Origin of the sequence: Rubripirellula reticaptiva, assembly GCF_007860175.1 — a bacterium.
GTDB classification, from domain to species: Bacteria; Planctomycetota; Planctomycetia; order Pirellulales; family Pirellulaceae; genus Rubripirellula; species Rubripirellula reticaptiva.
The window spans coordinates 1,443,144-1,469,863 of record NZ_SJPX01000002.1; the positions used below are offsets into that span (position 1 = coordinate 1,443,144).

The 26,720-nt window shown below is 55.9% G+C and carries 18 protein-coding genes; 6 read left to right on the plus strand and 12 right to left on the minus strand.

Annotation, left to right across the window (positions count from 1 at the left end):
* Positions 1-7 precede the first annotated feature (7 nt).
* The 10 genes from gluQRS to Poly59_RS11675 all read right to left on the minus strand — a co-directional run bounded on the left by gluQRS (position 8) and on the right by Poly59_RS11675 (position 16,976).
* A complete protein-coding gene (gluQRS, locus tag Poly59_RS11630) occupies positions 8-916 on the minus strand; it encodes a tRNA glutamyl-Q(34) synthetase GluQRS (RefSeq protein ID WP_146534186.1) in 909 nt (302 codons plus the stop codon).
* 6 nt (positions 917-922) lie between these two features.
* The gene (locus tag Poly59_RS11635; protein WP_246151563.1) at positions 923-1,765 is read right to left on the minus strand and encodes a protein kinase domain-containing protein; all 843 of its coding nucleotides are present in this window, start codon (positions 1,763-1,765) and stop codon (positions 923-925) included.
* 210 nt (positions 1,766-1,975) lie between these two features.
* Entirely contained in the window at positions 1,976-3,442 is a 1,467-nt protein-coding gene (locus Poly59_RS11640; RefSeq protein WP_146534187.1) for a DUF1501 domain-containing protein, read from the minus strand.
* Positions 3,439-6,348: a PSD1 and planctomycete cytochrome C domain-containing protein gene (locus Poly59_RS11645; RefSeq protein ID WP_186776186.1), complete on the minus strand. Its 2,910-nt coding sequence runs from the start codon at positions 6,346-6,348 to the stop codon at positions 3,439-3,441. Before Poly59_RS11645 ends, Poly59_RS11640 begins: the two co-directional genes overlap by 4 nt.
* 90 nt (positions 6,349-6,438) lie before the next feature.
* On the minus strand, positions 6,439-8,295 hold the full coding sequence (locus Poly59_RS11650; RefSeq protein ID WP_146534189.1) for an ABC transporter ATP-binding protein: 1,857 nt from the start codon (positions 8,293-8,295) through the stop codon (positions 6,439-6,441).
* Positions 8,292-10,130, minus strand: coding sequence for an ABC transporter ATP-binding protein (locus Poly59_RS11655; protein ID WP_146534190.1), 1,839 nt, complete (start codon positions 10,128-10,130; stop codon positions 8,292-8,294). The genes Poly59_RS11650 and Poly59_RS11655 overlap by 4 nt, the downstream gene beginning before the upstream one ends.
* Positions 10,131-10,192: 62 nt before the next feature.
* Positions 10,193-11,854 (minus strand): Na/Pi cotransporter family protein, encoded by a 1,662-nt coding sequence (locus Poly59_RS11660; protein ID WP_246151564.1) that lies wholly within the window; start codon positions 11,852-11,854, stop codon positions 10,193-10,195.
* Positions 11,855-12,038: 184 nt separating this feature from the next.
* Entirely contained in the window at positions 12,039-12,803 is a 765-nt protein-coding gene (locus Poly59_RS11665) for a copper homeostasis protein CutC (protein ID WP_146534192.1), read from the minus strand.
* Between the two features lie 218 nt (positions 12,804-13,021).
* Positions 13,022-15,223, minus strand: a complete 2,202-nt coding sequence (locus Poly59_RS11670; RefSeq protein ID WP_186776187.1) for a DUF3488 domain-containing protein — start codon at positions 15,221-15,223, stop codon at positions 13,022-13,024.
* 160 nt (positions 15,224-15,383) lie between these two features.
* The gene (locus tag Poly59_RS11675) at positions 15,384-16,976 is read right to left on the minus strand and encodes an isochorismatase family protein (protein ID WP_146534194.1); all 1,593 of its coding nucleotides are present in this window, start codon (positions 16,974-16,976) and stop codon (positions 15,384-15,386) included.
* A gap of 308 nt (positions 16,977-17,284) precedes the next feature.
* Here Poly59_RS11675 and Poly59_RS11680 point away from each other — a divergent pair, with 308 nt between their 5' ends.
* Positions 17,285-19,222 carry a YjhG/YagF family D-xylonate dehydratase gene (locus Poly59_RS11680; RefSeq protein WP_146534195.1) on the plus strand — a complete coding sequence of 646 codons (1,938 nt, stop codon included), beginning with the start codon at positions 17,285-17,287 and terminating at the stop codon, positions 19,220-19,222.
* A 39-nt stretch (positions 19,223-19,261) separates the two neighbouring features.
* The gene (locus Poly59_RS11685; protein WP_146534196.1) at positions 19,262-20,554 is read left to right on the plus strand and encodes a class I adenylate-forming enzyme family protein; all 1,293 of its coding nucleotides are present in this window, start codon (positions 19,262-19,264) and stop codon (positions 20,552-20,554) included.
* Positions 20,555-20,585: 31 nt separating this feature from the next.
* On the opposite strand, the gene Poly59_RS11690 is transcribed toward Poly59_RS11685, so the two are convergent.
* A complete protein-coding gene (locus Poly59_RS11690; RefSeq protein WP_146534197.1) occupies positions 20,586-21,263 on the minus strand; it encodes an NHL repeat-containing protein in 678 nt (225 codons plus the stop codon).
* Between the two features lie 313 nt (positions 21,264-21,576).
* Positions 21,577-22,674, minus strand: a complete 1,098-nt coding sequence (gene tatC / locus Poly59_RS11695; protein ID WP_146534198.1) for a twin-arginine translocase subunit TatC — start codon at positions 22,672-22,674, stop codon at positions 21,577-21,579.
* A gap of 217 nt (positions 22,675-22,891) precedes the next feature.
* Between tatC and Poly59_RS11700 the strand changes: the two genes are divergently transcribed.
* The 4 genes from Poly59_RS11700 (at position 22,892) to Poly59_RS11715 (ending at position 26,646) form a co-directional block, all read left to right on the plus strand.
* Positions 22,892-23,860 (plus strand): type I phosphomannose isomerase catalytic subunit, encoded by a 969-nt coding sequence (locus Poly59_RS11700; protein WP_146534199.1) that lies wholly within the window; start codon positions 22,892-22,894, stop codon positions 23,858-23,860.
* Positions 23,861-24,098: 238 nt separating this feature from the next.
* On the plus strand, positions 24,099-24,368 hold the full coding sequence (locus Poly59_RS11705; protein ID WP_246151565.1) for a membrane or secreted protein: 270 nt from the start codon (positions 24,099-24,101) through the stop codon (positions 24,366-24,368).
* Between the two features lie 194 nt (positions 24,369-24,562).
* Positions 24,563-25,768, plus strand: coding sequence for a pseudouridine synthase (locus Poly59_RS11710; protein WP_146534200.1), 1,206 nt, complete (start codon positions 24,563-24,565; stop codon positions 25,766-25,768).
* A gap of 2 nt (positions 25,769-25,770) precedes the next feature.
* A complete protein-coding gene (locus Poly59_RS11715; protein WP_146534201.1) occupies positions 25,771-26,646 on the plus strand; it encodes a dihydroorotate dehydrogenase electron transfer subunit in 876 nt (291 codons plus the stop codon).
* Positions 26,647-26,720 lie beyond the last annotated feature (74 nt).

Here is a 26,720-nt window from a genome sequence, read left to right on the forward strand (position 1 = left end):
GACAACCTTACGAGAAGTCGTCAAAGATCACGTCTTCTCGGCTGAGCTTCGACCAACTGAAACCTTCGCCGTTGGGATCGAGCCCACTTGTTTGGGCAGCCCAGCGGATGATCGTCTCTGGTGCAACACCCCGGTCACGATAGTGGCTCAGCCTCGTGTCGCCATGACGCTTGGCGAGTCGCCGACCGTCGGGGCCTCGGACCAGCGGCACGTGAGCAAATTGAGGTGGGATGGCGTCCAACGCAGCATAGATTTCTAACTGCCGAAATGTGCTGGCGAGAAGATCGTTGCCACGGACGACTTCAGTGATCCCCATTGCCGCGTCGTCCACCACGACCGCAAGCTGGTAAGACGGCTGCCCGTTTTTTTGGGTAATTGGAAAATCACCGAGCGACGTCTTCGGGATGCACGATTGTTGACCGAGCACGAGATCGTCAAATGCGACGTTATCGCTGCCCGCGCGAAATCGCCAACAATACTTGCCAGGCTCTGGAAGCTGGTCACCGTTTTGCCAGCTCGCACAGGTGCCCGGATAGATCGGGCTCTCGTGTTCGAAGTGGGGCGCGGATCCGGCTTCCTCGATGTCTTTCCGCGTGCAAACACACGGGTAAACTCGATCGGCCTCGATCAAGCGATCCAGCGAGGTACGATACAGACTCATTCGCTCGGTTTGGACGTAGGGTGAATGAGGACCGCCAACATCGGGGCCTTCGTTCCACGTGATACCTAACCAACGCAAGTCTTCGATCACTTGCGCCGTCGCCCATGGTTTGATCCGCGGTGAATCCACATCTTCGATTCGCAGAATCATGTTCGCCTGCGAATGCAGCGCCGACCAATGCGCGATCAAGTACGTTCGCGCATTCCCCAAATGTTGGGCGCCGGTGGGCGATGGTGCCAGACGGGAAGTGATCATCCTCGATCACGCCGCGCGGCGAATTCCTTCGGATGGACCGATGTGTTGGCCCAACGTTTCAATTTCGAGCTTCAACAATTGCTTTGCCACTCGGCCAGCGGTTGGCCGCTTAACCGCATCAACCGCAATCATCGACTCAACAAGATCAGCAATCGGTTCCAACGTCGCGCGACTGGCTGCGTGAGTGTGGGCTAGCCACTGCCACAAAATCCGCCCCAGCGAAAAGACATCTGACGCCGCAATCGCAGCGTGATTGCCCGAGATCGCTTCGGGTGCCGAGTAAGCCGGAGTGCCGCGAAAATGGCCTCCCGCCACCGTGTGAATTCGACAGGCAAACCCGAGATCCACAAGCGTCACGTGCCCACGTGAACCGACGATCGCGTTATCGGGTTTCACATCGCCGTGCACCCAGCCGGCGGTGTGCAACGCGTCTAGCGCCTGAGCCAATTGCCGAACCAACCATAACGCGACCGGCAACGGTTTCGGATCCGAAGAATCCAAATGAGCCTGCATCGTGACGCCATCAAGTCGCGGCATCACAAGATACGGCGATGCAGCCGAATTCGAAGCGTCTAAAACAGCAACTAAATTTGGATGTACGATCGTCGAAGCTGCAGCGACGAACTGGGTGATTTGTCGACGACTCTCGATATCGTCAGCGGTGGCACGCTTGATCGCGTAATCCCATCGCGGACTGCCTGCGGCGTCGGCGGGCTGTGCCAAACTCAGTTCGGCTGTCGTGCTGCGATGCAGCAGGCGGCCGACTCGCCAAATGCCGAGGATCGAAGTCGACGCTTCGCCTGGGCTGATGCCAGGCGATGCGGAACGTTGGGGTGAGACGTTCGTCACAAGAAGCAATCCTTTGCTCGCGGTTCAATGCGAATTGGTCAACGCAGAAGTCGTAACGTTTGTATCGACCAACCGAGCACGGATGCGGAATCGTCGATCCACCAACCGTCATATCTTGCCTGACCGGATCGACGCAGTTTCCCGCCGACAGCCGATTCAATGACGCGTCAACAGAAACGGATCCGTCGGGAAAAAGCTTCGCCAGTAATCTCAGCTCAATATTTCCTCCACCACTCGCGACGGCTGCGTGACGTTGGACAACCGCTGAGGCAATCCTTGGGTGAAGTACGTCAGTCGCTTGTGGTCAATCCCCAGCGTGTGCAGCAGAGTCGCGTGCAGATCGTGCGGCGAAACCTTGTCGCGGACAGCTTCGTATCCAATCTCGTCGGTTTCGCCGAACGAGATACCGGGTTTCACACCTCCACCGGCCAACCACATCGTGAAGCCGCCAGGATTATGATCGCGGCCGATCAACTTCATTTCCTTTCCGCCGCGATTTTCTCGCATCGGCGTCCGGCCAAACTCGCCGCCCCAAACCACCAGCGTATCTTCCAACAGCCCGCGTTGCTCCAAGTCCTTCAATAGTGCCGTCATCGGTCGATCGACTTCATTGCAGCGGTCCGTGAAACCTGCATTGAGCGCCTCCGCCGCACCCGCGCCATGCGAATCCCAACCCCAGTGAAACAACTGAATGAATCGCACATCCCGTTCTGCCAACCGCCGAGCCAGCAAGCAATTGTTGGCGAATGACTCCTGGCCGGGCTGAGTCCCGTAGGCCTCGTGAGTCGCCACTGTTTCTTGTGACAAATCGAACGCATCGGTCGCATGAGTCTGCATCCGAAACGCCATCTCGTACTGCGAGATGCGGGTCAGCACTTCGGGGTCGCCGGATTCCTCGAAGGTCGCTCGGTTGATTCGTTCAATCGCGTCCAACGCTCGGCGACGTTGCTGGCGAGAGACATCATCTGGGTTTGAAAGGTACAAAACCGGATCGCCCTTGGAACGACACTGAACGCCTTGATGAACCGATGGCAAGAAACCTGATCCCCAAACGCTCTTGCCCGCCGACGGCGTTTTTCCGCCGGAAACTAAAACGATGAATCCGGGAAGGTTTTCGTTCTCGCTGCCCAGCCCGTACATCGTCCAAGCACCAAACGAAGCAGAACCCAAATTCTGGTTTCCGGTGTGCAGTAACAACTGCGCAGGAGCGTGGTTGAACTGAGTCGTCTGCATCGATTTGATGAAACAAACCTTATCCGCCACCGATTGGAACTCGGGCAATCGGTCCGATACCCAAGCGCCGCTTTCGCCGCATTGCTTGAACGGAAACTGCGGTCCCAGCATTTTAGGAACGCCCTGAATGAACGCGAACCGTTTGCCTTCTAAGAAACTTGCCGGGCATTCCTTGCCATCAAGCAACTGCAAGTCCGGCTTGTAATCGAACAGTTCAAGTTGGCTCGGCGCGCCTGCCATGTGCAGAAAGATCACTCGTTTGGCGCGAGGCGGAAAATGCACGCCACGACCATCGTGTCCGCCAGATTCCATGGCGCTGGCTTGCCCGGTCGCCGAAGCCCCCATCCACATCCCAGCCAGACCAAGCGAACAGTCCTTGATGAAGTGACGCCGCGTGGCCCAGCGGGCAACACCGTCGCGAATCGAATCGTTAGGGTAGCTCATTTGGTCAACGCCTTGTCGAGGTTCAAAATAGTGTTGGCGACAATCGCCATTGCTGCCCGATCGACGGTTTGGTCTGCAAACTGGTCTTCTGCCGAAGGATCGCACAGATCTCGGTACAGCGACAACAGCTCGGTGGATTCCAGATCAGTCGGAAATTTCCCCGTTACGGACCGGTACATCCGCTGGATCGTGTGCTCAATCGATCCATCGCACAGAGCGAGCGAACGGTCAGCGAGCGCGTGCGAACATTCCTGGTAAACAGGATCGTTTAGAGTTACCAATGCTTGAAGCGGAGTATTTGTATCGATCCGACGTGCCGAACAAAGGTCACGAGTCGGCGAATCAAATGTCAGAAAACTCGGATAGGGACTCGTGCGCCGCCAATACGTGTAGAGGGCCTGCCGGTAACGCTGTGAATCTTTTGCATTTTCCCATGACGCGCCGCTGTAAATGGTTTGCCATACTCCGTCGGGCTGAGGTGGCATCACGGACGGACCGCCGACTTGATTGTTGATCAACCCCGATGCTTCGATCGCTTGGTCACGAACCATTTCCGCCGATAATCCGGTCCGTGGTCCGCGAGCGTAATACCGATTTGCTGCATCCTTAGCATGCTGTTCCGCCGTCACTTCGTTGTCTTGTCGATAGGTTGACGACAACACCAGTTCACGCAAGAACGGTTTCAAGTGCCACTGATGGCTGGATTGCAATCGATTGGCGATGTGATCAAGCAACAGCGGGTCCGACGGCGGCAGGCCGCTTGAACCAAAATCCTCTTGAGTCTCGACCAACCCGCGTCCGAACAACTGTGCCCAAACACGGTTGGCCCAAACTCTTGCCGCCAATGGATTTTCGGTCGAAACCAACCACTTCGCGAACTGCAATCGATTGTTGACCACCGGAAACCCGTCTGCATTTGCAAACACACTTGGAATTCCCGGTTCGACCTCTTCACCACGATCCATCCAATTTCCGCGAGTGAAAGTTCGAGTCTCTCTTCGCGCCGAAACTGGCCGCGAGGCCATCACCGGCAACGACCCACCCTGGATCTTGTCGACTCGCGATTTTGACTGGGAAAGCGTTTCGTCGAGTCGCCGAAGTTCATCGCTTGTCGATCGCTGAATCCATCTTATGTCATCGCTGGTCGACCAAGCGAACCGGCGGATCGGTGTCGCGTTGTTGCCCGACGTGGAGGCCTTCTGTCGCATCACTAATTCCAAGCTTGCTGCATCAGGGATTTGCAGCGGTTCGGCCAAAACAAAAACGGCCCAGCGTGTAGCGTTTAACTTCGGAAACTCGCCCACACCTCGATCGTTGTCTTTCAACGCATCGCGTGGATCGGCCGGGCCAGTCACAGAATCGACGAAAACATCAGTAAACTGAACTGGCGACTTTGTGCCGTCGGCGGCGATCAAACTAGCGATCAATTTACTAAGTACGGAACCTTTTTCGGGGCCGGTCGTGGGATCATCCGACAAGCGAGCAATCTCAATCCGCAGCGCCGTCATCGGCGACTCCGTTTCGGTCATGGATTCAGCAGCGAAGTCAACGGTATACTCAACGCCAACCGGGAACGTGCCCGATTTGGTCTGCACATGATCGCCAACGATTTCCAACTGGCCACCGGTGGAGGAAACGTTTGCCGGCGTGATCAAGTTCCACGGAACGGAAGTCGCAAATGAGCGGCCAAATTCGTTGCGTTCGTTGCGAATGATTTCGTGCTGTCGCTGGATTGCGACGGCGTCTTCGATTTGCGATCGATCCATTGGGACTTTGATGGTCGGATAGTCATCATCCAAATCGGCGTCCGACGAATTATCAAACAACGCCATGCATCGGTAATACTCGTCGTGTTCGATCGGGTCGTACGGGTGCGAGTGACACTGGACACATCCGAACGTCGTCGCTTGCCAGACCGTCCATGTCGTGTTGACCCGATCAATGATCGCCGCAACACGAAACTCTTCGTCGTCGGTACCACCCTCGGTGTTGGTTTGCGTGTTTCGATGAAACGCCGTCGCAATCAATTCGTCGGCCGTTGGATCAGGAAGTTGATCGCCGGCCAATTGCTTGATCGTAAATTCGTCGTAGGGCATGTCACGATTGAAAGCGTCGATCAACCAATCACGGTAAGGCCACATGTCACGGTGAGGATCCTTTTCGAAGCCACGCGAATCCGCATACCGAGCCAAGTCCATCCAAAGCGAAGCCCACCGTTGCCCATAGTTAGGACTGGCGAGCATTCGATCGACTTCCGCGGCGTAGACCTGATCGACTTCTAAACCGGAATTCGCATCGACACACTTTTTCAAGAACGAATCAATTTGGTCGATCGTCGGTGGCAAGCCGTTCAGATCAAACGACGCTCGCCGCAGCCACTGGGCCGGTGGCGCTTCGGGTGCATGTGTCAATTCATTGGCAACCACACCAGCAAGAACAAATTCGTCCAACGACTTTCTCGCCCAATTGGAATCGTGAACGGGCAGCTTGAAATCGGTCTCCAGCGGCGCCATCGACCATAGATCGCCCCACTTGGCACCTTCAGCAATCCACCGCGTCAATGTCGCGACTTTTTCTGCTGAAAGCGGTTCGGGATGTTCGTCCGGTGGTGGCATCCGCGCATCGGGATCATCGGTGGTGATTCGTTCGATCAAGACCGACGCATCAGGATCGCCGGGTTCCACGATCCAGCCATCCGGCGGCAAGACAAGGTCGGCATAGACAAATGACACGTCACCCGCCTGTTTAACGCCACCATGACACGACGTGCAGTGCTGGATCAAAATCGGTCGCACATCACGGTTGAAATCGATCGGCTCGACTCCCATCGCTTCAGCGGAAACCAGCAATGAAAAAACTGCGGCGATGATGATGCCCAAAAACGGGCGGGGGTACTCAGTGCGCATTGATGATGTCGAGGCGGGTTCAGGCGGAGACTCGAGAAACATCCGTCATTGTAACCCACCACGGCCAGATATGCCCAAGGCAGACTGGTGTTAACGCGACCGAGATTGAGGTATCGATTGCGACACGAATCGTTCGTACAGCGTGGCGTAGGTGCCAGACTGGTCTAGGAGCTCGTCGTGGCTGCCGCGTTCAATGATTTGGCCGTGATCAAAGACGAGGATTTGGTCGGCGGATTTGATCGTACTCAGCCGGTGCGCGACGACGATGCTGGTTCGACTCTCGAGCAACCGTTCCAGTGCATGCTGAATCCGCACTTCCGTCATCGTATCCACGGCGCTGGTGGCCTCATCTAAGATCAAGATTCTTGGATTGGCGACGACCGCGCGGGCAAAGCAAATCAATTGACGCTGCCCCAGTGAAACTCGGCCACCGCGCGAACCGGCCTGTGTGTTCAAACCCTCAGGCAAGTCATCGATTAGCCACTCGCAATCGAGCGACCGCAGCGCCGCGATCGCGTCGTCGGCCGTTGCTCCGTCGCGACCGGCGATGATATTTTCGCCCACAGTGCCGGTAAACAAATAGTTCTGCTGTGGCACAACGGAAACGACGTGTGCTAGCGACTTTGATGTCAGTTGGCGAATGTCGTAACCATCGATTTTGACGATCCCAGAATCGGGCAAGTAGTATCGGGCGATCATGTTGGTGAGTGTCGATTTACCGCTGCCGGTTTCGCCCACCAAAGCAATCATCGAACCCGCCGGGGCACTGAACGAGATATCTCGCAGCACCGGGCGACCGGGCTCATACGCAAATGTAACGTTTTCGACCGACAAGTCACCGCGGACGCCCGGAGGTAGTTCGCAAGCGTTGTCAACGTCGGTCCATGCAGGCGGCGTGTCGAGCAATCGAAACACACGTTCGGCACCCGCCATCGCCGCCAACGCCTGGTTGTACTGGTTGCCCAACACTTGAATGGGACTAAAGAACAAGCCGACCAAAAACCAGAACTGAATTAGATCGCCAACGGGCATCGGATCGGCGACGACAATCGCGCGGTAAGCACCAACCACCAACACTAAGCCCATCGAAACTTGACCGGTCAATTCCAACAGCGGCATCAATTGCCCGCCTGCTCGAACCGTGTTCATGTTGTACTGGGCATGGTCGCTGGTCAGTTCGCGGAACAGATCTGCGTTGACGTCTTCGCGAGCGAGCGCCTGAGTAACCCGAATCACCGCGACGGATTCGGCGATCGTTGCCGTCACGCGGCTAAAACTCTCCTGCACCTCACGATACGCTTTACTAAGTCTCGAACGCATCACGCGGCCGATCAGCCACATGACCGGACTCATCGCGACGACGACGGCCAGCAGCGGCAGGTCATACCAGGCCATCACTAGCGCCGCGCCGACCATTTGTCCGGCTTGAACCATCGAAACGAACAGCACATCTTGCACGCCCACGCGAACAGAATCGCAATCGCTGGTAATGCGACTGATGATGCGGCCTGTCTTTGTTTTTGCGTAATACTGCATCGGCATCTGCTGCAAGTGTTCGTACACTTGGCCTCGCAGATCGTGAACCACAGACTCACCAAGTTCTAGCGCCAACCGTTGTCGATAAATGAAGGTCACTTGCGTGATCGCTGCCAAAATCAGCACACCGACCGCTCCCATCACAATCGCGAAAAACTGTCCACCATCAGCCTGCGTTCCACGCGTGATCGGCCCGTTGATGACCGCACCGATCGCCCATGCGAGTGCGGGCAACTGCATCGATCGCAGAACAACTAGCACCGTCAATAGGTTTCGCTTGCGAGTGTGCGGCTTCATCAGCGCCCATAACCGCCGCACCAGCGCCATCGACAGCGGACGTTGTTTGGCTTCCGCGTCGGCTTCGGGATCGCGGACGACACGAACCATCGGCGGGAAGGCGGCGTTACTCATTTCGTCACCTCGATTCCCTGGCTCTGCGCTACCGCTCGATAAGGTCCTTCTTGTCGTACCAGTTCCGCATGCGTGCCCTCTTGGACAATCGCACCTTCGTCAATCACCAGCACTCGATCCGACCCCCGCAGCGTGCTTAAACGATGCGCGACAATGAACGTCGTGCGGCCGGCGGACGCAGTTTCCATCGCCGTCATGATTTCGTGTTCGGTTTCTGGATCGATCGCCGATACCGGATCATCGAGCAACAAGATTGCCGGGTCCGTCAAGATTGCTCTCGCTAATGCCAGGCGTTGTCGCTGTCCGCCGGAAAGCGACATGCCGAATTCGCCCAACATTGTGTCATAACCGTCAGGCAAATCCATGATGAAATCATGAGCCACTGCTAAGCGCGCCGCCATCCGCACTTGTTCGCGAGACGCACCGGGAACGCCGAATGCGATATTCGCGCCGATCGTATTGCTGAGCAGAAGCGGTTCTTGCAAAACCAAACCAACGCTGCGGCGCAGCGTTTTCAAATCCCACTGTCGTACATCCACGCCATCGACTTCGACGATACCGCACTGCGGATCAAAGAACCGCGGAATCAAACTCAACAGCGTCGACTTGCCCTGGCCCACCGCCCCCAGGATCGCGATTCGCTCGCCCGCTCGAATGTGCAGCGAGATGTCTTTCAACACGGTTGTTCCGGGCTGATACTCAAACCACACGCCGTGCAAGTCGATATCGCCGCGAATGCGATCGGGTTTCCAAGGATCAAGCGGAGCCTTGACTTCTTCGTTCGCATCAAGCACTTCAAAGACCCGTCTTGCGCCAGTCAGCGATTGTTGAATCGAGCCGGCCAGACCAGATAGATTGCCGACTTGATTGCTGAACTGTTGCAGTAATCCCGCATAAACGATCAGCCCAGTACCCAAAGCCAGCGTGCCAATCGAGGTCAAGTAGCCGCCATAGATCAGCAGAATGACCAAGTTGACCTGAGTCAAAAAGCCGATCAGCGGGCCGAAGTTACTGACCTTGGCGAAGACGTCTTGCTGTTGACTCTGAACAGCATCGTTGGCTCGGTGAAAACGTTCGGTCTCGGCAGACTGTCGCCCTAGAGTTTTGATCACGGCAACTCCGTCACTGCTTTCGGCGATCCGCAAAACCAAATCGTCGAACAGTTGCCGCGTGCGATCGTACATCGGCCGTACGGTTTGCGAAAAACGAATGCTGATCCCCCAAATCACCGGGGTTGTCATCAAGCACGCGATCGTCAAACCAATGTGAATTCGCAACATGAACGTCAAGTAGACAATCAACGACATTGCCAGAATCGAAAGCTGCACCAGCACGCCGTCGATGAACATTCGCGTCGCCTGCACATCGCCGGTGACACGATTGATGATCGTGCCGACCGGCTGATCGCTGTAAAACCGAAGACTTAGTCGTTGCAGTTTCGCATACACGGCCGCACGCAAGTCCACGACAATCTTGCGCTGCACCAGAGTGCCGGACGTCAGCGCATAGGCGTAGTTGAGAATCGCTCGCAAAATCGCAATCACGATCATCGCAACTACGAGCGAGATCACCTGCTGCATCGGCGCCCAAGCGACAGGAAAAACGAAGCCTAGCGGCAGGCTTGGCGGCAGGGCCGACGAGCCCGCGTGAAAACGAATCACGTCAATCGTCAGCCCACCAACTTGCACCAACGTCACGGCTAGCCCCATCAACACCGCTTGCAGCACCAGCATTGCGGCGCACCAACCACGGTAATTCCAAGCCAACCGCAGCAGCCGGACCACGACTTTCGCGTTACTCAGCTCGGTCGTGGTGATAGATTCGTTCGCAGACATGAACGCCAAGAGTAGCGATTAAAACGACGACCGCGAAGCCGTAAGTCTACTAGCTCGATCGCCTATTTATCTGGTGCAATTGTTTCGGCAATGTTCTGTGCATGATCACGAACTCGGACATAGGCATTGAGCGCGGCCAGGAACGCGACACTGACCACCGGCGGAATCGGGCCTGTCGACAGTTCTTCCAAGTGCTTGCGACGCAGCGATTTGACTTCGGCGCGGACTCGTTTGGCAGCGGCACTTGTCGCCGCCAACGTATTTCGATTGTCTTTCGCCAATCCATCGTGGACCGCCGCAACATATTCAACGATGTGTCGGTTCAATTGCCCCAGATCGGCCCGCTGGGAATCAGTAAACCGAAAGCCATCACGACGAAGCTTGCGGTCAAACTTATCCAGATTGGCGATGTAGTCGCTAATCGACTCGTACTCGTCAGCGATCCGCAATTGGCGTCTGGCTTCCTCCGCCGTCGCGTGTGAAATATTACCGCCCGACAGTAGTCCCGTCATGAACTCGGCGATTTCGTCCTGGACGCTATCAAGGATTCGTTCCCGTTGCTTCAAACGATCCGCGAGCGTCTTATCCGGCTCGTCCTCGTTCATCAATTGCAGCAACCAATCCATCATTTTCAAGCATCCGTCACCCATTTTCAGGACTTCTTTACGTGACTGTTCGATCGCAAGCAGTGGCGTTTCGAGAATCAAGACATCCAGGTCTGTTAAACGTGGTTTCTCTTTGTAAGCTCGCGCAGGAACCGCCCACTCGAGAAACCGCACCATCGGAGTCAAGAACGGCAGAAACAGCAGCGTGTTCGCAATGTTGAAAACACTATGCGTCGCCGCGATCGCAGCCACCACATTTGGAAACGTCGGGCTGCCGTCAACCATCACTTTTTCAGCAACATCAACTCCGACGATGGACTGAATCAAGCCGATGTACCACTGAAAAATTAACGTAATCCAGAATACACCTATGAGATTGAAGATGATGTGAAAGTATGCGGCGCGCCTAGCGTGAGTGGTTGTCCCAAGCGACGCTAGAAAGGCGGTGATGGTGGTGCCGATGTTCTCCCCAAGCACGAGTGCAGCGGCGGTTGGATAAGAAATGACTCCCTGCGTCGCCAGCGAGATTGTGATTCCCAGCGTCGCTGAAGAGGACTGAACCAGCGTCGTCAGAATACAGCCAACGGCAGCGCACTTAAGCACTCCCACATAAGTGTCGGCATTGAACCTGGCGAACCAAGCCTCGAATTCGGGAATCTCCTTGATGACTGAGCAAGCGTCCTTCATGATTTCCAGCCCAAAGAAAACCATACCAACGCCCATCACGAACATTGCCCAGTATCGCCACCGGTCGCCCTTGGAGAACAGGTAAGCGAAGGAGGAAAATCCCAGCAGTGGTAATCCGTACTTGCCAACTTTCAGTACCAAGATCCATCCGGTGATCGTGGTGCCGATATTGGCCCCCATGATCACTCCGATTCCCTGTGCCAATACCATCACACCACTATTCACAAAGCCCACCACCATCACGGTTGTGATCGAGCTGGATTGTACAATGCACGTGACAACGACACCCACCGTGGCAGCCAGGATGCGATTGTTCGTCACCGCACCAATTAGCCGCCGTAAGCTGCTGCCGGCGACTGCCTGCATTCCGTCGGACATATACTTCATGCCTAGCAGGAAAATTCCCAGCCCGCCGGCGAGGGTGAAAATCATTTCGATTAGATTGGAAAAGTCCAAAGCATTGTCAGTCAGGTGAGAAGGAACTTTTAATAAGAATCGATGAAGACCGCCCATTCTACGGCGGGTGAGTTGTTTTGCAATGAACTGCGAAAATCAGCCAATAACAGCGAAAAGGAGTGGTTTGGACAAAAGTGTCACCCTATTTTCGTGATGGTTGCTAGGTGAGTTCTCGAGCAACCTGGATCAGACGTTGCAGTTGTGTTCGGTCGGCGATACCGAAACCCACGACACCGTTGTGGAAAATTGCTCCGAAGTCGCAATCACTTGCAGATAGTGGACACTCAACGACTCGACGCACGGAAGAATGAATCTGGTCGCAGCCGGTCTCTCTGACGATGTCCTCCAGATTTTCAGCTCGCACTCCGCCGCCCACGACAATCTCTATCTGGGAGCTGAAATCCCGCACCAGGGTCCGAATTTGTTGCCTTCCCGCGACGGCTGTGCTAGCTCCGCCACTTGTCAGAATGCGGTCAAATCCGACATCAATCAGTTGACGAGCCGAAAGTAGCAAATCGGAGGTTCCGTCAAACGCCTTATGGAACACCAGAGTCGTGGTAGCGCATCGGCGACGGATGGCGGCACATCGCTGGGCATCAATTGTACCGGATGACGTGAGACAGCCGATCGCGATGCCGTTGATTCCCGCGGCCAGCAGAGAGTCGCAGTCTGCCAGCATCAGATTGAATTCAGCCTCTGAGTACGTGAAACCAGCTTCACGTGGACGAACCATGGCGACGATCGGCCCGGTGAATGCTTCCCGAGCGGCTGCCACGAGGCCTGCCGATGGTGTGAGGCCCCCGAGTGCCATGCCACAATTGAGCTCAATCCGATCGACCTGGAGTTCCGCCGCTAGAAGAACATCATCAATGCCACCTGCACACAATTCGATCAGCAGCCCTGAATGTGCCGACGAGATTGTCATGCTTGAAATGAATTAGGTTGAAGGTGATAAGATGACAAAGCGTTAGGGTGTGCCAGTAAAAACGCATTTAACCGCAAGCCGCCCAAATCGCTTTCGCCGTTGCCATTCGGGCAGGAAGAAATTTCGGTGACGACCAATCGAAGCCCATTTCAATCGTGCATTGAATGCGGGTCTTCCCAATCGGCGCAAAGGGGTCAGGTACGAATAGCGTTGTCCATTTAGGCAGTCCCCAAGAACCGGTTTCCAATTCGATACCCAGCGTTTCGAAACGGAACCAGGCCAACAAACAGCGACGTTGCAAATGTCGCCAGGACGATGTTATTAGGGTGCATCCCCATTACATCAGCCCAATCGGCATTCCAAATGTATTGGTACAAGACGCAGGCAATCAGCCATGCGATCAAACACGAACACAGTACCGCGCCGACGGCATAGACCCAACGCCAACGAACCAGCGCCAGCATCAACACGCTCAGGAAGATCAAGTTGAACTGGAACAGCAGCGGCTCCATGAAGTTGATGCTAGGAATATCTCCGAGCGTGGGGATCAACAAACGAATCGCCGCAAATACCATCGACGCCGCTGCGGTAATCAAGAACATATCGCGAATCGGCCAACGGCTTTGCTGATCGTTGCCGATTGTGACGTGCCTAGCTGATCGATGTTGGCCAGAATTACGCAACTGGTCAGAATGCCGCAACTGGTCGGGCGGAAAGTAGCTGATTCGACACCCCGCAAAACGAAGGAACATCAGGGCCGCAGCTGCGACTACCAGGGGCGTGCTGACGGACACGATCGCCATCGTCGCATGCTGGGGCGCATCGCGGAAACAATACGCCAAAATAAAACCGATCGAAACAAACACGATCGCTACCGGCAGGATACGGCGAGTCCAAACGGCTTGCCCCCAACAAAACCGTGCCACTGCCATCGCCAACATCGCCATCGATATCCCCTGCGCGTACTGGAAGGGCGGCCGATACAAATCAGTCGAATCTCCGACAAGAACCACACGCGCCACCAAGGCGATCATCGGCAATCCGAGCAGTTTCAATGAATCGAGTACAAGCCACTTCGGCGGCCCGCCTTCTGCAGCGATCGCTTCATACCGATGCTTTGAATCACGCAGCCATGCCACCATCCAGACGACGTATCCGATCAAGGCGACCGGAAATACCCACCCGACCCACGCGTACGGCCGAATCGCATCGATCATCTGACCCGAATTGACGTCGTAGACTTCGACCGATCCACCCAGCCGTGTCATGGAAACGGCAAGTCGATCGGGACCGAGTAAATGTGATACCCAACGGCCCTTGCCAGCAACGGAAATCTTACATCGCACGACGGACTTCGATTCCCCATCGCTCGCGACCCGCGTCACCGCAACATAATCAGGGCTATACCAAATCGTCTGACCATCCCATTGGCCGTCCACATGCCAGTCACCCCGATCATCAGGTTCCGCGAGCATCACTTCACGGATCGCGTCATAGTACTTCGTTGTTCCGCCTTGATCGAAGACAAACATTTCGCCTCTGACCTTGAAGCTTGATTTCAAAGGATCGAACCCAACCGGCAATGCAACCGTTTGTTGCAACGATCCATCATCCGAGGAACGAATCTCCAGTCCTGTTCGCTCCTCCGACACGGTGATGATTGGCAAACCCGATTTAGTGTAGCTGAACTCCGGCTTCTCCCCCGCTACCCAGCGTGCCAACTCCTTGGGGCCCTCGACGGCGTCAAGTTCGTAAAGAACATTCTCTAGTATGTCACGCGTCTTCGCGGGACCAGTCCCCTTGGCAGTTCCGACTGGCGCAGGCACCACGACACGCTTTGGCTCGACGGTATGAACGTGATTGGTACCTTCAATCTCGTACCAGTGATCCGAAACGTTCAACGGGAACGTACGAAACTTGGCGTTCTTCATGTCTGCAAAGTCGACCAGCCCAATCTGTTTTCGATCGGTCGAAACATGGATCGTGCCCAAACTTCCCCAGGCCTTGAACCTACCGAATTTGATCGACTTGGACTCGATCACTTCACCCGTCTTCACATCACGCCATTCGAACCACCGTTGCGTGACATCGCTCATGTCGATCGATTTGGTCGGATAGATCGCTTGAATCAACAACCGGTTACCGTCGACCAAGATCATGGGTGACGAAATGCCGCGTCCTTGCACCGGTCGGTACACACGATGCTCTTCGAAGTCGACCACTGCGGATTCGGTGATCACGGACGGTGTCAGCGGTGAACTGTAAGAGGACGCCGACATCAACATCTTGGGCGGATCACCATAGATCCCATTGAAATGCCCTTGGCATACATTGATCGCTGGCACATACCAAACCAGAACTGCCCACACCAGCAGAACAACAAACAGGCCTCCGCGAATCAACCAAGACGAACGCAACAACGAATTCTCGATGGGTTAAGGTTGGGAGGATGAGGAGACTCCGGCGGCGTCTTGATACAAAGCATCCGGAATCGAACAGGAACGCCGGGCACGGTGCTGACAGGAAGACACTGACCGAAAAATTTAGGAGCCAAAGCCTCGCCGCCAATCGCATCGTTTGTCAGTGAGCGACTTCTCTAACCGCCCAATCGATGCCTCGCTTCAATAGTTCATTGAACTCGGGTTGCTCAAAATCTTTGGTGTGGCCCAACGAAGTGTAAAACGATCGGCCACCGTCGCTTCGCTGATACGTCCATGCGACCGGTTCGGCTGGGTGTCCGTCGACTTTTCCATTAAGGATAACGGCGGCGGTTTTCGCAACCGGCGAGACCACGTACAACGAACCGCCGGCTTGAAACGGTTTAGGTTTCCATCCGCTGGCCAGCGGATGGGCGTCCGCATTTGCCAACTCAATCGCGGGTTTCAAATCGTTGCCGTAGTGGTTGGTGTAGTTACCGCCGAATACTGTCGCATCGAATTCCGGCCAACTGACGCAACCTTCCGGGGGCTGTTGGCCTCGCAGCGAAAACGCGTGGCTGGCGGTGCGGATCCCAACCACTGGTTTGCCCGATTGGACGAAACGTTGCACGATTTCCAACTGATCGGCGGGAAGCGTGCGGCGACGAACGGAGATCAGCAACGCATCCGCCTCGGACATTTGATCGAGACCTGGAAATCGATTCTTATCATCGGCGCGGGGAAAGAACCAGGACACTCGATAGTCCGTCCCCAGCATCTCGAGTGCAAAACGCGGTAACGTTTCGCTGGTTCGGTATTCTGCCTCACCAACCATGATTGCCAAATGAGGCCGTCGGTCGTTTCGAAAACGAAACGGTTTACCGCCGAGAATTTGATCGCTACTGATTGTCGGGCAAACATGCCTTTCGATATGGTCGACAATCAAGTCGGTGCCCGTGAAGTGGCTGACATAAGGTTTGGCCGCAGGGTTGTACATCGTGTCGGTCAGATCTCGCATCAAGACAACATTCTTTCCAGCCATCGCCATGCGGCGTAATCCAAATGGTCGCCCCAGTACACACATGTTGGTATGCACGCCGGTAAGTATCACATTCTTGATTCCAAGTTCTTGCAGTATGTTCCAGATTTCGGTGCCAGAATCGCTAATGAAATCTTTCGATTGATCGATGGTGATCGCGTCCATTTGTTTCATCCATGGACTGAGCGGGTTCCGCCCGCTCGCTTCGAGCTTCTTAGCCCAAGCAGCGTGCTCTTGCGGACTATCGTCTTCACCGCCATCGCTTTGATCGATCGGATAGACTGCCATTTCCGACGCCGAAATTTCAGTACACCAATCCGCAATTTTCGGCGGATGGTCGCTGGCAGGTTTTGCGTCGAGTGCTCGCTTCCTGGCCCGGGTATCTTCATAGGCTGCCGTGCAACCGCTTGGCGCGTGAATGATCGTCACTCCGGCATCACGGACTTTGCCTACCAAGCGTTCCAAGCGGGGTGCAAACTCGGTGGCACGTTGCACCGCACGGTAACAATGATGCGCATCCCACATATCACAGACGATCAGAGCGGTTTCGCTGGGTGACCAAGTGGCGTCCTTTTCCAAGCGATGGTAAATCCCACTGCCTGACTGCGTCTCGACTTGATGCCGAAGCCGCAAGGGGATGGCCTCTGCTCCGCGACAATTCGACAATGAGGCAATCGACAGCAAGCTAACGAAATGCAAGATAAAAAAACGTGTCACGTTGATCCCACCGATTCAAGAAAGGAGGTGCCGCCAAGGAACGACGATATCCCAAACACCGATCGAGCCGATTGCAAAGCAGGGTTGCTAATCGAATAGGCGTTCGATCCCCGCCGCTAATCATACCGTCTGTGGGATTGCGAGGCGTCTTCGTCCATTCGCAGCAAACGTACATCGATCGGACAATCGTAAAATCCACAAACTAGTGAGCTCCATCGCGGCGGCTTGTGGACATTTTGACGAATGTCATGCATCGTGAAGCCGTGCGGACCTTGGAACCTCGCGCGTTTAAGATACGATTGACGGCTATGAAACAATACTTTGAATCACTTGACCCTGACACGATCCTGACTCATGCAAAGGGACCAACAGGTTCATTGCCGTTGTCCGACGAAATTCTTCGCCAGTGGACCAGCGGTGATATCTTTGGTTTGACGCAAAGCGTCGGCATGGGATTTGATCCGCGGCGAGTTCTGGGCGACCAGTTTTTGATACTCAGCACTCAGGGTGGCGTCCGGGCACCGGACGGCCAACCGATTGCGCTGGGCTATCACACCGGTCACTGGGAAGTTGGGTTGCTGGTCCAAGCAGCGGCCGAACAGATCTGTCGACATGACGGCGTTCCCTTTGCTGCATTCGTCAGCGACCCCTGTGACGGCCGGACGCAGGGGACCAAAGGCATGTTTGATTCGTTGCCTTACCGCAACGACGCTGCCATCGTGATGCGGCGACTGATTCGTTCATTGCCACAGCGAAAGGGAGTCATCGGCATCGCGACCTGTGACAAGGGACTGCCCGCGATGATGATGGCGCTGGCCGGAACAAGGCACTTGGCAAATGTGTTGGTTCCCGGCGGTGTAACGCTGCCGCCAACGACCGGGGAAGACGCGGGCAAGGTCCAGACAATCGGTGCGCGATACACCAAGGGTGAGATGACATTGGAAGAAGCGTCGCTAGAAGGCTGCCGTGCCTGTGGGACGCCCGGCGGCGGTTGCCAATTCTTAGGCACCGCGGCGACCAGCCAAGTCGTCGCCGAAGCACTCGGGATGACGGTGCCGCATGCGGCCCTTGCCCCGAGCGGACAACCGATCTGGACCCAACTGGCACGCGACTCGGCCGACGCGTCCCTGGGCATGGTCGAGCGAGGCGAAACGATGGCCGACATTTTGACTGATGATGCACTCTTCAACGCGATGCTGGTTCATGCGGCCGTCGGCGGCAGCACCAACTTGCTGCTGCACATTCCTGCGATCGCACACGCCGCAGGACTGAAACGACCTGATGCGGCAGCCTTTCGCGAGATCAATCGCTTGGTGCCTCGGTTCGTCGACTGTCTGCCGAACGGCCCCGTCGGTCACCCCACGGTGCAAATGTTCTTGGCTGGCGGTGTCCCCGAAGTGGCGCTGCATCTGCGCCGACTGGGATTGCTGAAAACGCAAGCTCGCACTGTCACGGGCATGACCTGGGATGAACTTCTTGATCGGTGGGAAACGAGCCCGCGCCGCGAAGTTTGCCGCGATCGATTGCGTGACGCCGATGGCATCGATCCGGACGACGTCATCATGACACCGTCGGTCGCGAAGACTCGCGGGCTTACCAGCACGGTCTGCTTTCCGACGGGCAACTTGTGCCCCGAAGGCTCTGTGATCAAAGCAACGTCGATCGATCCGGATGTGATTGACGATGATGGCGTGTATCGCAATTGCGGGCGTGCCAGAGTGTTCGTTGCCGAACGCGATGCGATTGCCGCGATCAAGGGGCAAACCGATCGACCGATCAAAGCTGGCGACGTGATCGTGTTGATTGGTCGCGGGCCGATCGGATGCGGCATGGAAGAGACGTATCAGATCACGTCGGCGCTAAAGTACTTGTCGTTTGGCAAGCAAGTCGCGTTGATCACCGACGCACGGTTTTCGGGCGTCAGCACCGGTGCTTGCATCGGTCACGTTGGCCCCGAAGCACTTGCCGGCGGCCCAATCGCCAAGGTCCGTGATGGCGACCTGATTGATATCGTGATCGACCGAAATGAAATGATCGGGCATGTGAATCTTGTCAGCGAAGATCCATCGATGACAGCCAAGCAAATTCTTAACCATCGGTCCCCTCACCCTGATCTGCAAGTCGAACCGGACATGCCCGACGACACCAAACTGTGGGCAGCTCTGCAACAAGTCGGCGGTGGCACCTGGGGCGGATGCGTCTACGACGTTGACGACATTGTTCGAAAGCTGCGCGGCGACGATTGAAATCGGCTACCATTTTGCTTTGCATCACGCGAGAAAAAAGTGCCCTACCGACGTCTAATTGATGCCTTTGATTTTCACGTCGCCGATCGTGGCGACGCGGTCGCTTTGATCGCTCGCTCGCGCTCTTCGGGTCAGTTGATCACGTCAACTTGGAAACAGCTTGACCGTTTGATCCACGAGCGATCAGCATTCTTTGCAAACCGCCACTTCGGTCACGCCCACCCCGACAACTCGCACGAGCAAGTCGTCGATATTCTGGCAATGATGCGATACGGAGTGATGGAAGCTTGTGTTGATCCTGAACTGATCTCCGTTGATGAAATGCAAACGGCATCGCCAGAGGCAGCGCTCGTCCTGCAAACCAGCGGCACCACGTCGACGCCCAAGGGAGTCGTCTTGACGCACACGAACTTGCTTGGCAACGCGGCTGCAAAATTGACGGCCGTCCCTCAATCAACCGACGACGTGCGGCTGACCGTCCTACCGCTTTCGCATGCGTACGCCCGTACAAGCGACTTTGGTACTTGGATGATCAGCGGTTGCAAGTTGGCAGTGACCCTTGGGTTTGATGGGCTGCGTGATTTTGCGCCGATCGTGCATCCAACCCTGATGAATGTCGTGCCATCGATCGCCTATCAATTGCTTGATTCCGACACCGACCTCGCCGCGATGGGATTGGGCCGACTGCGATTGCTCGGCTGTGGCGGCGCACCGATTTCGGCGGTCACGTTTGATCTGTTCAAACGACTCGGCATCACCGTGATTCAAGGATACGGATTGACCGAAACCGGGCCAGTGATCTGCAGTGCGACGCCTGAGAATGCGACGGCTGGTTTGGTTGGTGATTTTGTTGACGGATGGCAACACGAAATCCGTAGCGGTGAACTGTACGTCCGCGGGCCGCATGTGATGCAGGGCTACTGGAACGACGAAACTGCAACGCGAGCGAAAATCGACTCGGGCGGCTGGCTGCGAACGGGAGACTTAGTCGAGCGTGATGAAGAGACCGGACAGCTCCGTATTCTCGGCCGAGTGGATGATGTGTTGGTGATGGACAACGGCCGAAAGATCTCACCCAATTCGATTCAGCGCGACCTTGAACAAGTCGCCGGCGTGAACCACGCGATGTTGGTTTGGCGGGGGCGACTGGAATGCTGGATCGATGGAGACATGAACGAAGATTCGATTCGAAAAACTCTCAGCCAGTATCCCCATTGTCGCCACGCGACGCTTCATCGCTTCGATCCGCCTCTGTCGGCCGAGCATGCCGAGCTAACCGCCAAGGGAACGATCCGACGAAACGCGATCATGGCCAGATGGAATAGCGAGTGAAGGCCAAATGAGTGAAGGGCAGGGGAGTGATTCAAGGTATCGCGTACCGAGTCACTTGCGTTCCTGCACGAGGGATCAACAACAGTTCCGATTCATCCACAGAAAAACAGGGATGCGCGTCCTTCCGATCTACGCCAAGCTTGGTGCACTGAATCAATTTTCCGGTTCGATCCTGGATGGTCAGATCACGATCACTGACCGCCACCACACGGTCTTTGTTGATTGCAATTTTCGAGCAATGTGTCACCGGTGGCGGCAGATCAAAATGGTTGATCGGCGTGGCATCACTTGAGAAAATGCAAACGGTGCGATCCGAGATGACCGCAAACGAACCGTCCTTGGCGAAGGTGAGGTTTTGCGGATAGACCACCCACTGTCCATCCGGACGGTGTTCGATTTTGCGAATCAATTTCCCATGACGATCCAGCAAGTGGATTTCTTCGTACGTCACTGCGACAACGCGATCGGTTCCCGGTTGGGGGAACACTTCATCCGAATCCACATCGAATGAAAATTGACAAATTGGCTTGCCATTTGCATCGAATCGGAACAAGCGAGCCGTATACTCTGGACCGCTAACGGAGAGCGAGACCGTGCCCTCGTCGCTGATCGAAATGGCGGGCCAGCAAATTTCGCCGCGAAACTGATCCGGACCTAGCACACACTGGTGCATGAACTGCCCCGATGCATCAAACACATGTGTAGTCACAGTCCGCCCATCGACACCATAGCCATGTCCGTTTTGTCTTCACCGGATTCGTTGCGGATGAAGGCGATGCGTCGCTGGTCGTCGACCGCGAACCGAAAGACATTGTGGATCGGGGAAGCGATCGGCTTGGCATGTCCAAGCAGTTCGAACTGCCGCGACGGCGATGATTGGACGGATGGTTACACCAGCGTCCAATCCTCGTCACCCATGGAAACACCGGCAACGAGGACGGGTCCCAATGCCACGCCCCGCAGAACCAATGCCATCTCAAATGAAGTACGAAATGGCATGATGACTTTCGTGTTTGACCTCTTTAGGCCGGATCGTAGGCGTCGCTGCCTAAACCTCGGCCTCGGGGGATAAACATGCACATCAGAATGCCTAGCAAATACAGAAACGTTAGCGGAATCGCAAGCGCCACCATGCTGGTCACGTCGGCTGGTGTCACGACCATCGAGATCACAAAGATCACCAGTACTGCGACTTTCCAACTGTCGATGAAAGCTTGCGTTTCTAGAATCCCGATTCGTTGCAAGAACAGCATCACGAGCGGCAACTGGAATGCGATGCCGAACCCAAGCGGCAACATCAGCACGAAATTGACGTAGTACGAAAGCCGCGGTTCGATCGCGACGTCCATCGAACCGTTGAACGCCAGCAAGAACGCGAGCACGTAGTGCAGCACTAGAAAGAACGCCAACACGACGCCCGCAACAAACAAGATCACGCTGATCGGAAGGTAGACATAGACGTACCGTCGTTCATGGTCGTGCATGCCTGCGGCGACAAATGCCCAGATGTGATAGAAGATCATCGGCGAGGCAAAAACGGCGCCGACGATCAAGCCAGCCTTGACCCAGATCATGAACGGCTCTTCGACCTTCAGAGAGCTAAGGCCGGTCTTATTTTGACGAAACTGAATCCGTGGTTTCAGTTGATTGGGATCAGGTAACGATCCCAAGATGTCCGCCAGCTCACTAGGCTCGATCGTGACCTGAGCCTCCGTCTGGGAAGCTCCGGCTGGTTCGCCGTTCGTGTCAGTCGGCAACGACGACGAAACTCGCAACGAGTCCATCGTTAATTTCTGATATTCCTCGGGCACATCGTAAACGACTTCGGCGATCAGCGAGCCGCCCGACAAGAACGCCTGCAGCGGCTTGACTTCCTCCGATTTGGGGTCGTAGCCCATTTGATACAGATCGCGGTCAGCCTGAAATTCGCGAATCGCGCTCTCCAGTGGCCGCTGAATGAATAAAATCACGCTGTCGGCGAAAAACAGACCGCCCATCATGCCGATCACCAACCACATGATGGCTTTCACCAAGCATTGGCGAAGCTCATCGAGGTGTTCCCCGAAGGTCATCGTTGAGTTATCAAACAGGTCGTCTTTGGGGCGAGCCAATCGGTCCACGAATCGTGTCTCACTTGGGCCAGAACGTATTTCCGGCAGTAAAAATGGTCAGGGGGGATGTTATCGAAGCGAAAACTTCGACACCTTCACGCTGGCGGCAAGCTAACCTTGCCACAAACCCGCGTTTCCTTAGTGTAACAGCCAGCGGCGAGATCGCCCGCGCCGCCAGTGACCGGAACGTCTCAAATTTAGTGTTGTCACCGACAAAATCATTGCAATGCAACCTTATCCGCTCAGTTTTCGACCTGTCCTAAAGCAAACCATTTGGGGTGGCCGACGTCTCGGCCAGCAGCTGGGCAAACCCATCGGCGACGAATCAAACTATGCTGAATCGTGGGAAGTGGTCGACCATGGCGACGACCAAAGCATCGTTGCAAACGGCGAGCTTGCCGGCCAAACACTGGCCAGCGTGATTGCAAACCACCGCAAATGGCTGCTTGGAAAACACGTGCCCGATGGCCCATTTCCGCTGCTTTTAAAATACTTGGATTGCAACCGAGTCCTATCGGTTCAGGTGCATCCCGACGATGCCTATGCTCTGAAAATGCCCAAACCGGACCTTGGCAAAACCGAAGCCTGGTTTGTGGTCGCGGCGGATCCGGGCAGCCTGATCTATGCGGGGCTGAAACAGGGCGTCGACCAGCAAATGCTGCGTGAAGCAATCGCAGCCGGACAGACGGAACAGGCTTTGCATTCGTTCAATCCCTCGATCGGCGACGTCGTCTTCATTCCGGCTGGCACGATTCACGCGTTGGGCGCGGGATTGTTGATCGCCGAAATCCAGCAGTCCAGCGATACCACATTTCGACTGTTTGACTGGAACCGAGTCGACGAACGGGGGAACAGCCGTCCACTGCATGTCGACCAGAGCCTATCGGTGACCGATTACGTGTCGGGGCCAGTTGCCCCGCGTCGATGCGAGGAAGGCGTTGCGGGCTGGCAAACGATGGTCGAGTGCGACAAGTTCGTGATGCAAGTGATGGAAGAAGGCACGGCAAAAGTTGGCGGCGACGGGAAGTTTCACATCCTGACGGTTCCACGCGGCACCGTAACCCTTTCGGTGGCAGGCCAATCGATGAAGCTCGATGCGGGCGCTACAGTGATGCTGCCAGCGGCAATTGGTTCTTGCAACGTCGCGGTCCAAGCCGCCGGCACGGCCGTGATGTCATCGCATTTGCCGGATTGATGCGAACAATCCCAACGAGCTTTGGCTGATTTGGCGTCGTTTTGATCGGATGTCTCGTCCACTTTCGCGCCGGATACCGAATCAACCACTGTGCCGGCCTCGTCCGCATCGTTGGCTTTGCCCAGATCGCTCTTAACATCGACCGGAAAAGCTTCGTAGGATCCGCGTGCCTGGGCACGTTTTACGACCGTTGCCGGGCACTTTGTCTCGCCGATTCGATTCCGCTGAAAGTCTCGCCATGTCTTGTTGCCGATTCGCCCCCCTACTTGGACTCGTCCTGTCCGCGATTTTTGTCGCCGCGATCGGGGGATGCCGAGGCAATAACTTCCTCGCACCGCCTGGTTCGATGAACCAGCAACAGGCCAACGCGATCGCTCACGATCCGTTCCCTCAAAGCGGTATCGCCCCCGATGACATGGCGTCACGTCCGCCGGATTACCAGCAACCGCTGCCCGAAGCCGTACGAAATCGCCTGGTTCCCGACGCGATGCCTTGGCTCGGCCGATAGCCTGCCTCGTCTGGACTGTCTCGAAATGACGTCTTGAAATGACCGTTTCGAGATCACGGCTCTGACGTGTAAGTTCGCGACGATCGTCGTCATTCACGGGGAAAGTTCGTCCACTTGACGACTGAGCCACTACGGAATCAGGTTCGGTTTTGGTAGGTTGGGACGTTGACGTCCCTTCCAACTCCAAGACCAACATGCCTCGCAAAACCGCTCAAAAACGCCCCGCCAATTCCACGGAAGAGTCCTCGTCACTGCGGCTGCAACGCGTTTTGGCTGGCGCGGGCTTTGGTTCCCGGCGTCAGTGCGAGGAATTGATCGAGGATGGACGCGTCCACGTCGATGGCGTTGTCGTCGACAAATTGGGCACAACTGTGGACGCTAGCGTCCAAAAAATCTTGGTCGATGGTCAACCTTTGCGAAAGCAAAAAGTCGTCTACTACGCGGTCAACAAGCCCGTCGGTGTGGTCACTACCAACCGCGATCCACAGGGACGGCCGCGTGTCGTTGACCTGGTCCCGCCGGACGAACGTGTTTTTCCAGTCGGCCGGCTCGACCTTAGTAGCGAAGGGCTGATCGTATTGACCAACGATGGCGAGCTGGCACAAAAGCTGACTCACCCCAGTATCGGTGTCAAGAAAATCTATCGCGTCGTAGTGGCCGGCAAAGTCGAAAACGAAACGATGAAGAAGATGCGGGAAGGCATCTACATCGCCGAAGGGTTTGTCAAAGTTGACGGTGCCAAGCTGTTGAAAGCAAAGGCTCGATCAACCGAACTGGAAATCACGCTAAGCGAAGGCAAGAACCGCGAGATTCGCCGGATCCTGGCCCGACTTGGCCACAAGGTCCAACAATTGCGCCGCATCGCGGTTGGGCCGCTGAAACTGGGCGACATTCCACCGGGCGCTTACCGAGTTTTGCGGCGAGAAGAAATCGACAAGCTGTGGGCGACCATCGAGGCCGCCGAGAACACGCCGACCCCACGACACACCAAGAAAAAGACCGCCGGCCCGGGACGTTCAACCAAAAAGAAAGCGTCCACAAAGTTTGGTGGCGCGACCAAGAAATTTACCGGTTCGAATGCAAAGTCTGGCGGCAAAACGACAGTCAGATCGGCCGGCAAGTCGACTGGCAAGAAAGCGGGGCCTGCAACCAAGTCGGCTGCGCCGCTGAACACGCCGATCAAACCATCGGGATCGGGTGCGATTATTGGTGGTGACTCGAAGCCACTGGTCGACCGATCAAAATTAAAAGAACACGTCGTCAAAGCCAGACCCACAGGCGCACAGCGTAAAGAAGCCGCAGGCGGAACCGATTCGCGATCCGCCGGCGGCAGAGGCAAGCCGACGAAGGGGAGACCGGGCAAAGGACGGACCAACCAACGACGCACCAAGAAACGCTAATCATGTCGAAACTACACGCCGAGTATTACGCCGATTCGATGAAACAAGTCGACGGCGCGATTGAACTGAATGAACTGATCGGCGAAGGAACCTACCGCGTCCGCATCGCCGCACCCGAGATCGCAGCGCAAGTTGCCCCCGGTCAATTTGTGATGATCCGAATCAAGGGGCTCAATTCTCCACTGATCGGACGCGCCCTGGCGGTCTACGATGTCGTCGCCGACGACGACGGATCGCTCCGGTGCATCGACTTGGTTTACCTTAAAAAAGGCGTGTTAACGACGGCGCTGGCGAACTGCCAGGTCGGTACCGAAGTCACGGTGTGGGGACCGCTCGGCAACGGATTCTCCAACCGCCAATGCGACCACTTGATCATGGCGGTCGGCGGCATTGGGCAAACGCCCATGCTGTTGCTCGGCCAAGAAGCGCTCGGCACGCGATCGTTCGGCTGTGATCGTGCGTCCGGTTGGGCCGAAAAAGTAGAACTGATCTACGGTGCTAGGCGAGCTAGCCTGTTGGCCGGCGTTGACGATTTCAAAGCCGCGGGTTTCGATGTCACTTTGTGCACCGACGATGGCTCGATCGGCGAGAAGCGATTGGTGCCGGATGTTTTGGCCGAACGACTATCGAAAATCCAGGCGGGGACACGAATCCGCGTGGTCACCTGCGGCCCTGAAATCATGATGCAGAAAGTGGCCGAGGCGTGTGAAGCGGCCGGCGTCGATTGCCAAGTCAGCATGGAAACACCGATGGCCTGCGGTATCGGAATCTGTTTTTCGTGCGTCGCCAAAGTCCGCCAAGATGACGGCGATTGGGACTACAAACGAACGTGCGTCGAAGGGCCAATTTTCGACGCAGAGAAGCTTTGCTGGGACTGAGTTCGTCAAGAACGTCGCCAAGACTTTCGGCGGTTTCGCATGCAGCCCGAAACTCTTGACGAGTTTCGTTACGT

Bases quoted from the DNA above. Each gene is read 5' to 3' on its own strand.
- Poly59_RS11700 (WP_146534199.1), top strand. From the start codon at position 22,892: ATGCAACCTTATCCGCTCAGTTTTCGACCTGTCCTAAAGCAAACCATT.
- Poly59_RS11660 (WP_246151564.1), bottom strand. From the start codon at position 11,854: ATGATTTTCACCCTCGCCGGCGGGCTGGGAATTTTCCTGCTAGGCATG.
- Poly59_RS11650 (WP_146534189.1), bottom strand. From the start codon at position 8,295: ATGAGTAACGCCGCCTTCCCGCCGATGGTTCGTGTCGTCCGCGATCCC.
- gluQRS (WP_146534186.1), bottom strand. From the start codon at position 916: ATGATCACTTCCCGTCTGGCACCATCGCCCACCGGCGCCCAACATTTG.
- Poly59_RS11665 (WP_146534192.1), bottom strand. From the start codon at position 12,803: ATGACAATCTCGTCGGCACATTCAGGGCTGCTGATCGAATTGTGTGCA.
- Poly59_RS11710 (WP_146534200.1), top strand. From the start codon at position 24,563: ATGCCTCGCAAAACCGCTCAAAAACGCCCCGCCAATTCCACGGAAGAG.
- Poly59_RS11645 (WP_186776186.1), bottom strand. From the start codon at position 6,348: ATGCGCACTGAGTACCCCCGCCCGTTTTTGGGCATCATCATCGCCGCA.
- Poly59_RS11680 (WP_146534195.1), top strand. From the start codon at position 17,285: ATGAAACAATACTTTGAATCACTTGACCCTGACACGATCCTGACTCAT.
- Poly59_RS11640 (WP_146534187.1), bottom strand. From the start codon at position 3,442: ATGAGCTACCCTAACGATTCGATTCGCGACGGTGTTGCCCGCTGGGCC.
- Poly59_RS11655 (WP_146534190.1), bottom strand. From the start codon at position 10,130: ATGTCTGCGAACGAATCTATCACCACGACCGAGCTGAGTAACGCGAAA.
- Poly59_RS11715 (WP_146534201.1), top strand. From the start codon at position 25,771: ATGTCGAAACTACACGCCGAGTATTACGCCGATTCGATGAAACAAGTC.
- Poly59_RS11705 (WP_246151565.1), top strand. From the start codon at position 24,099: ATGTCTTGTTGCCGATTCGCCCCCCTACTTGGACTCGTCCTGTCCGCG.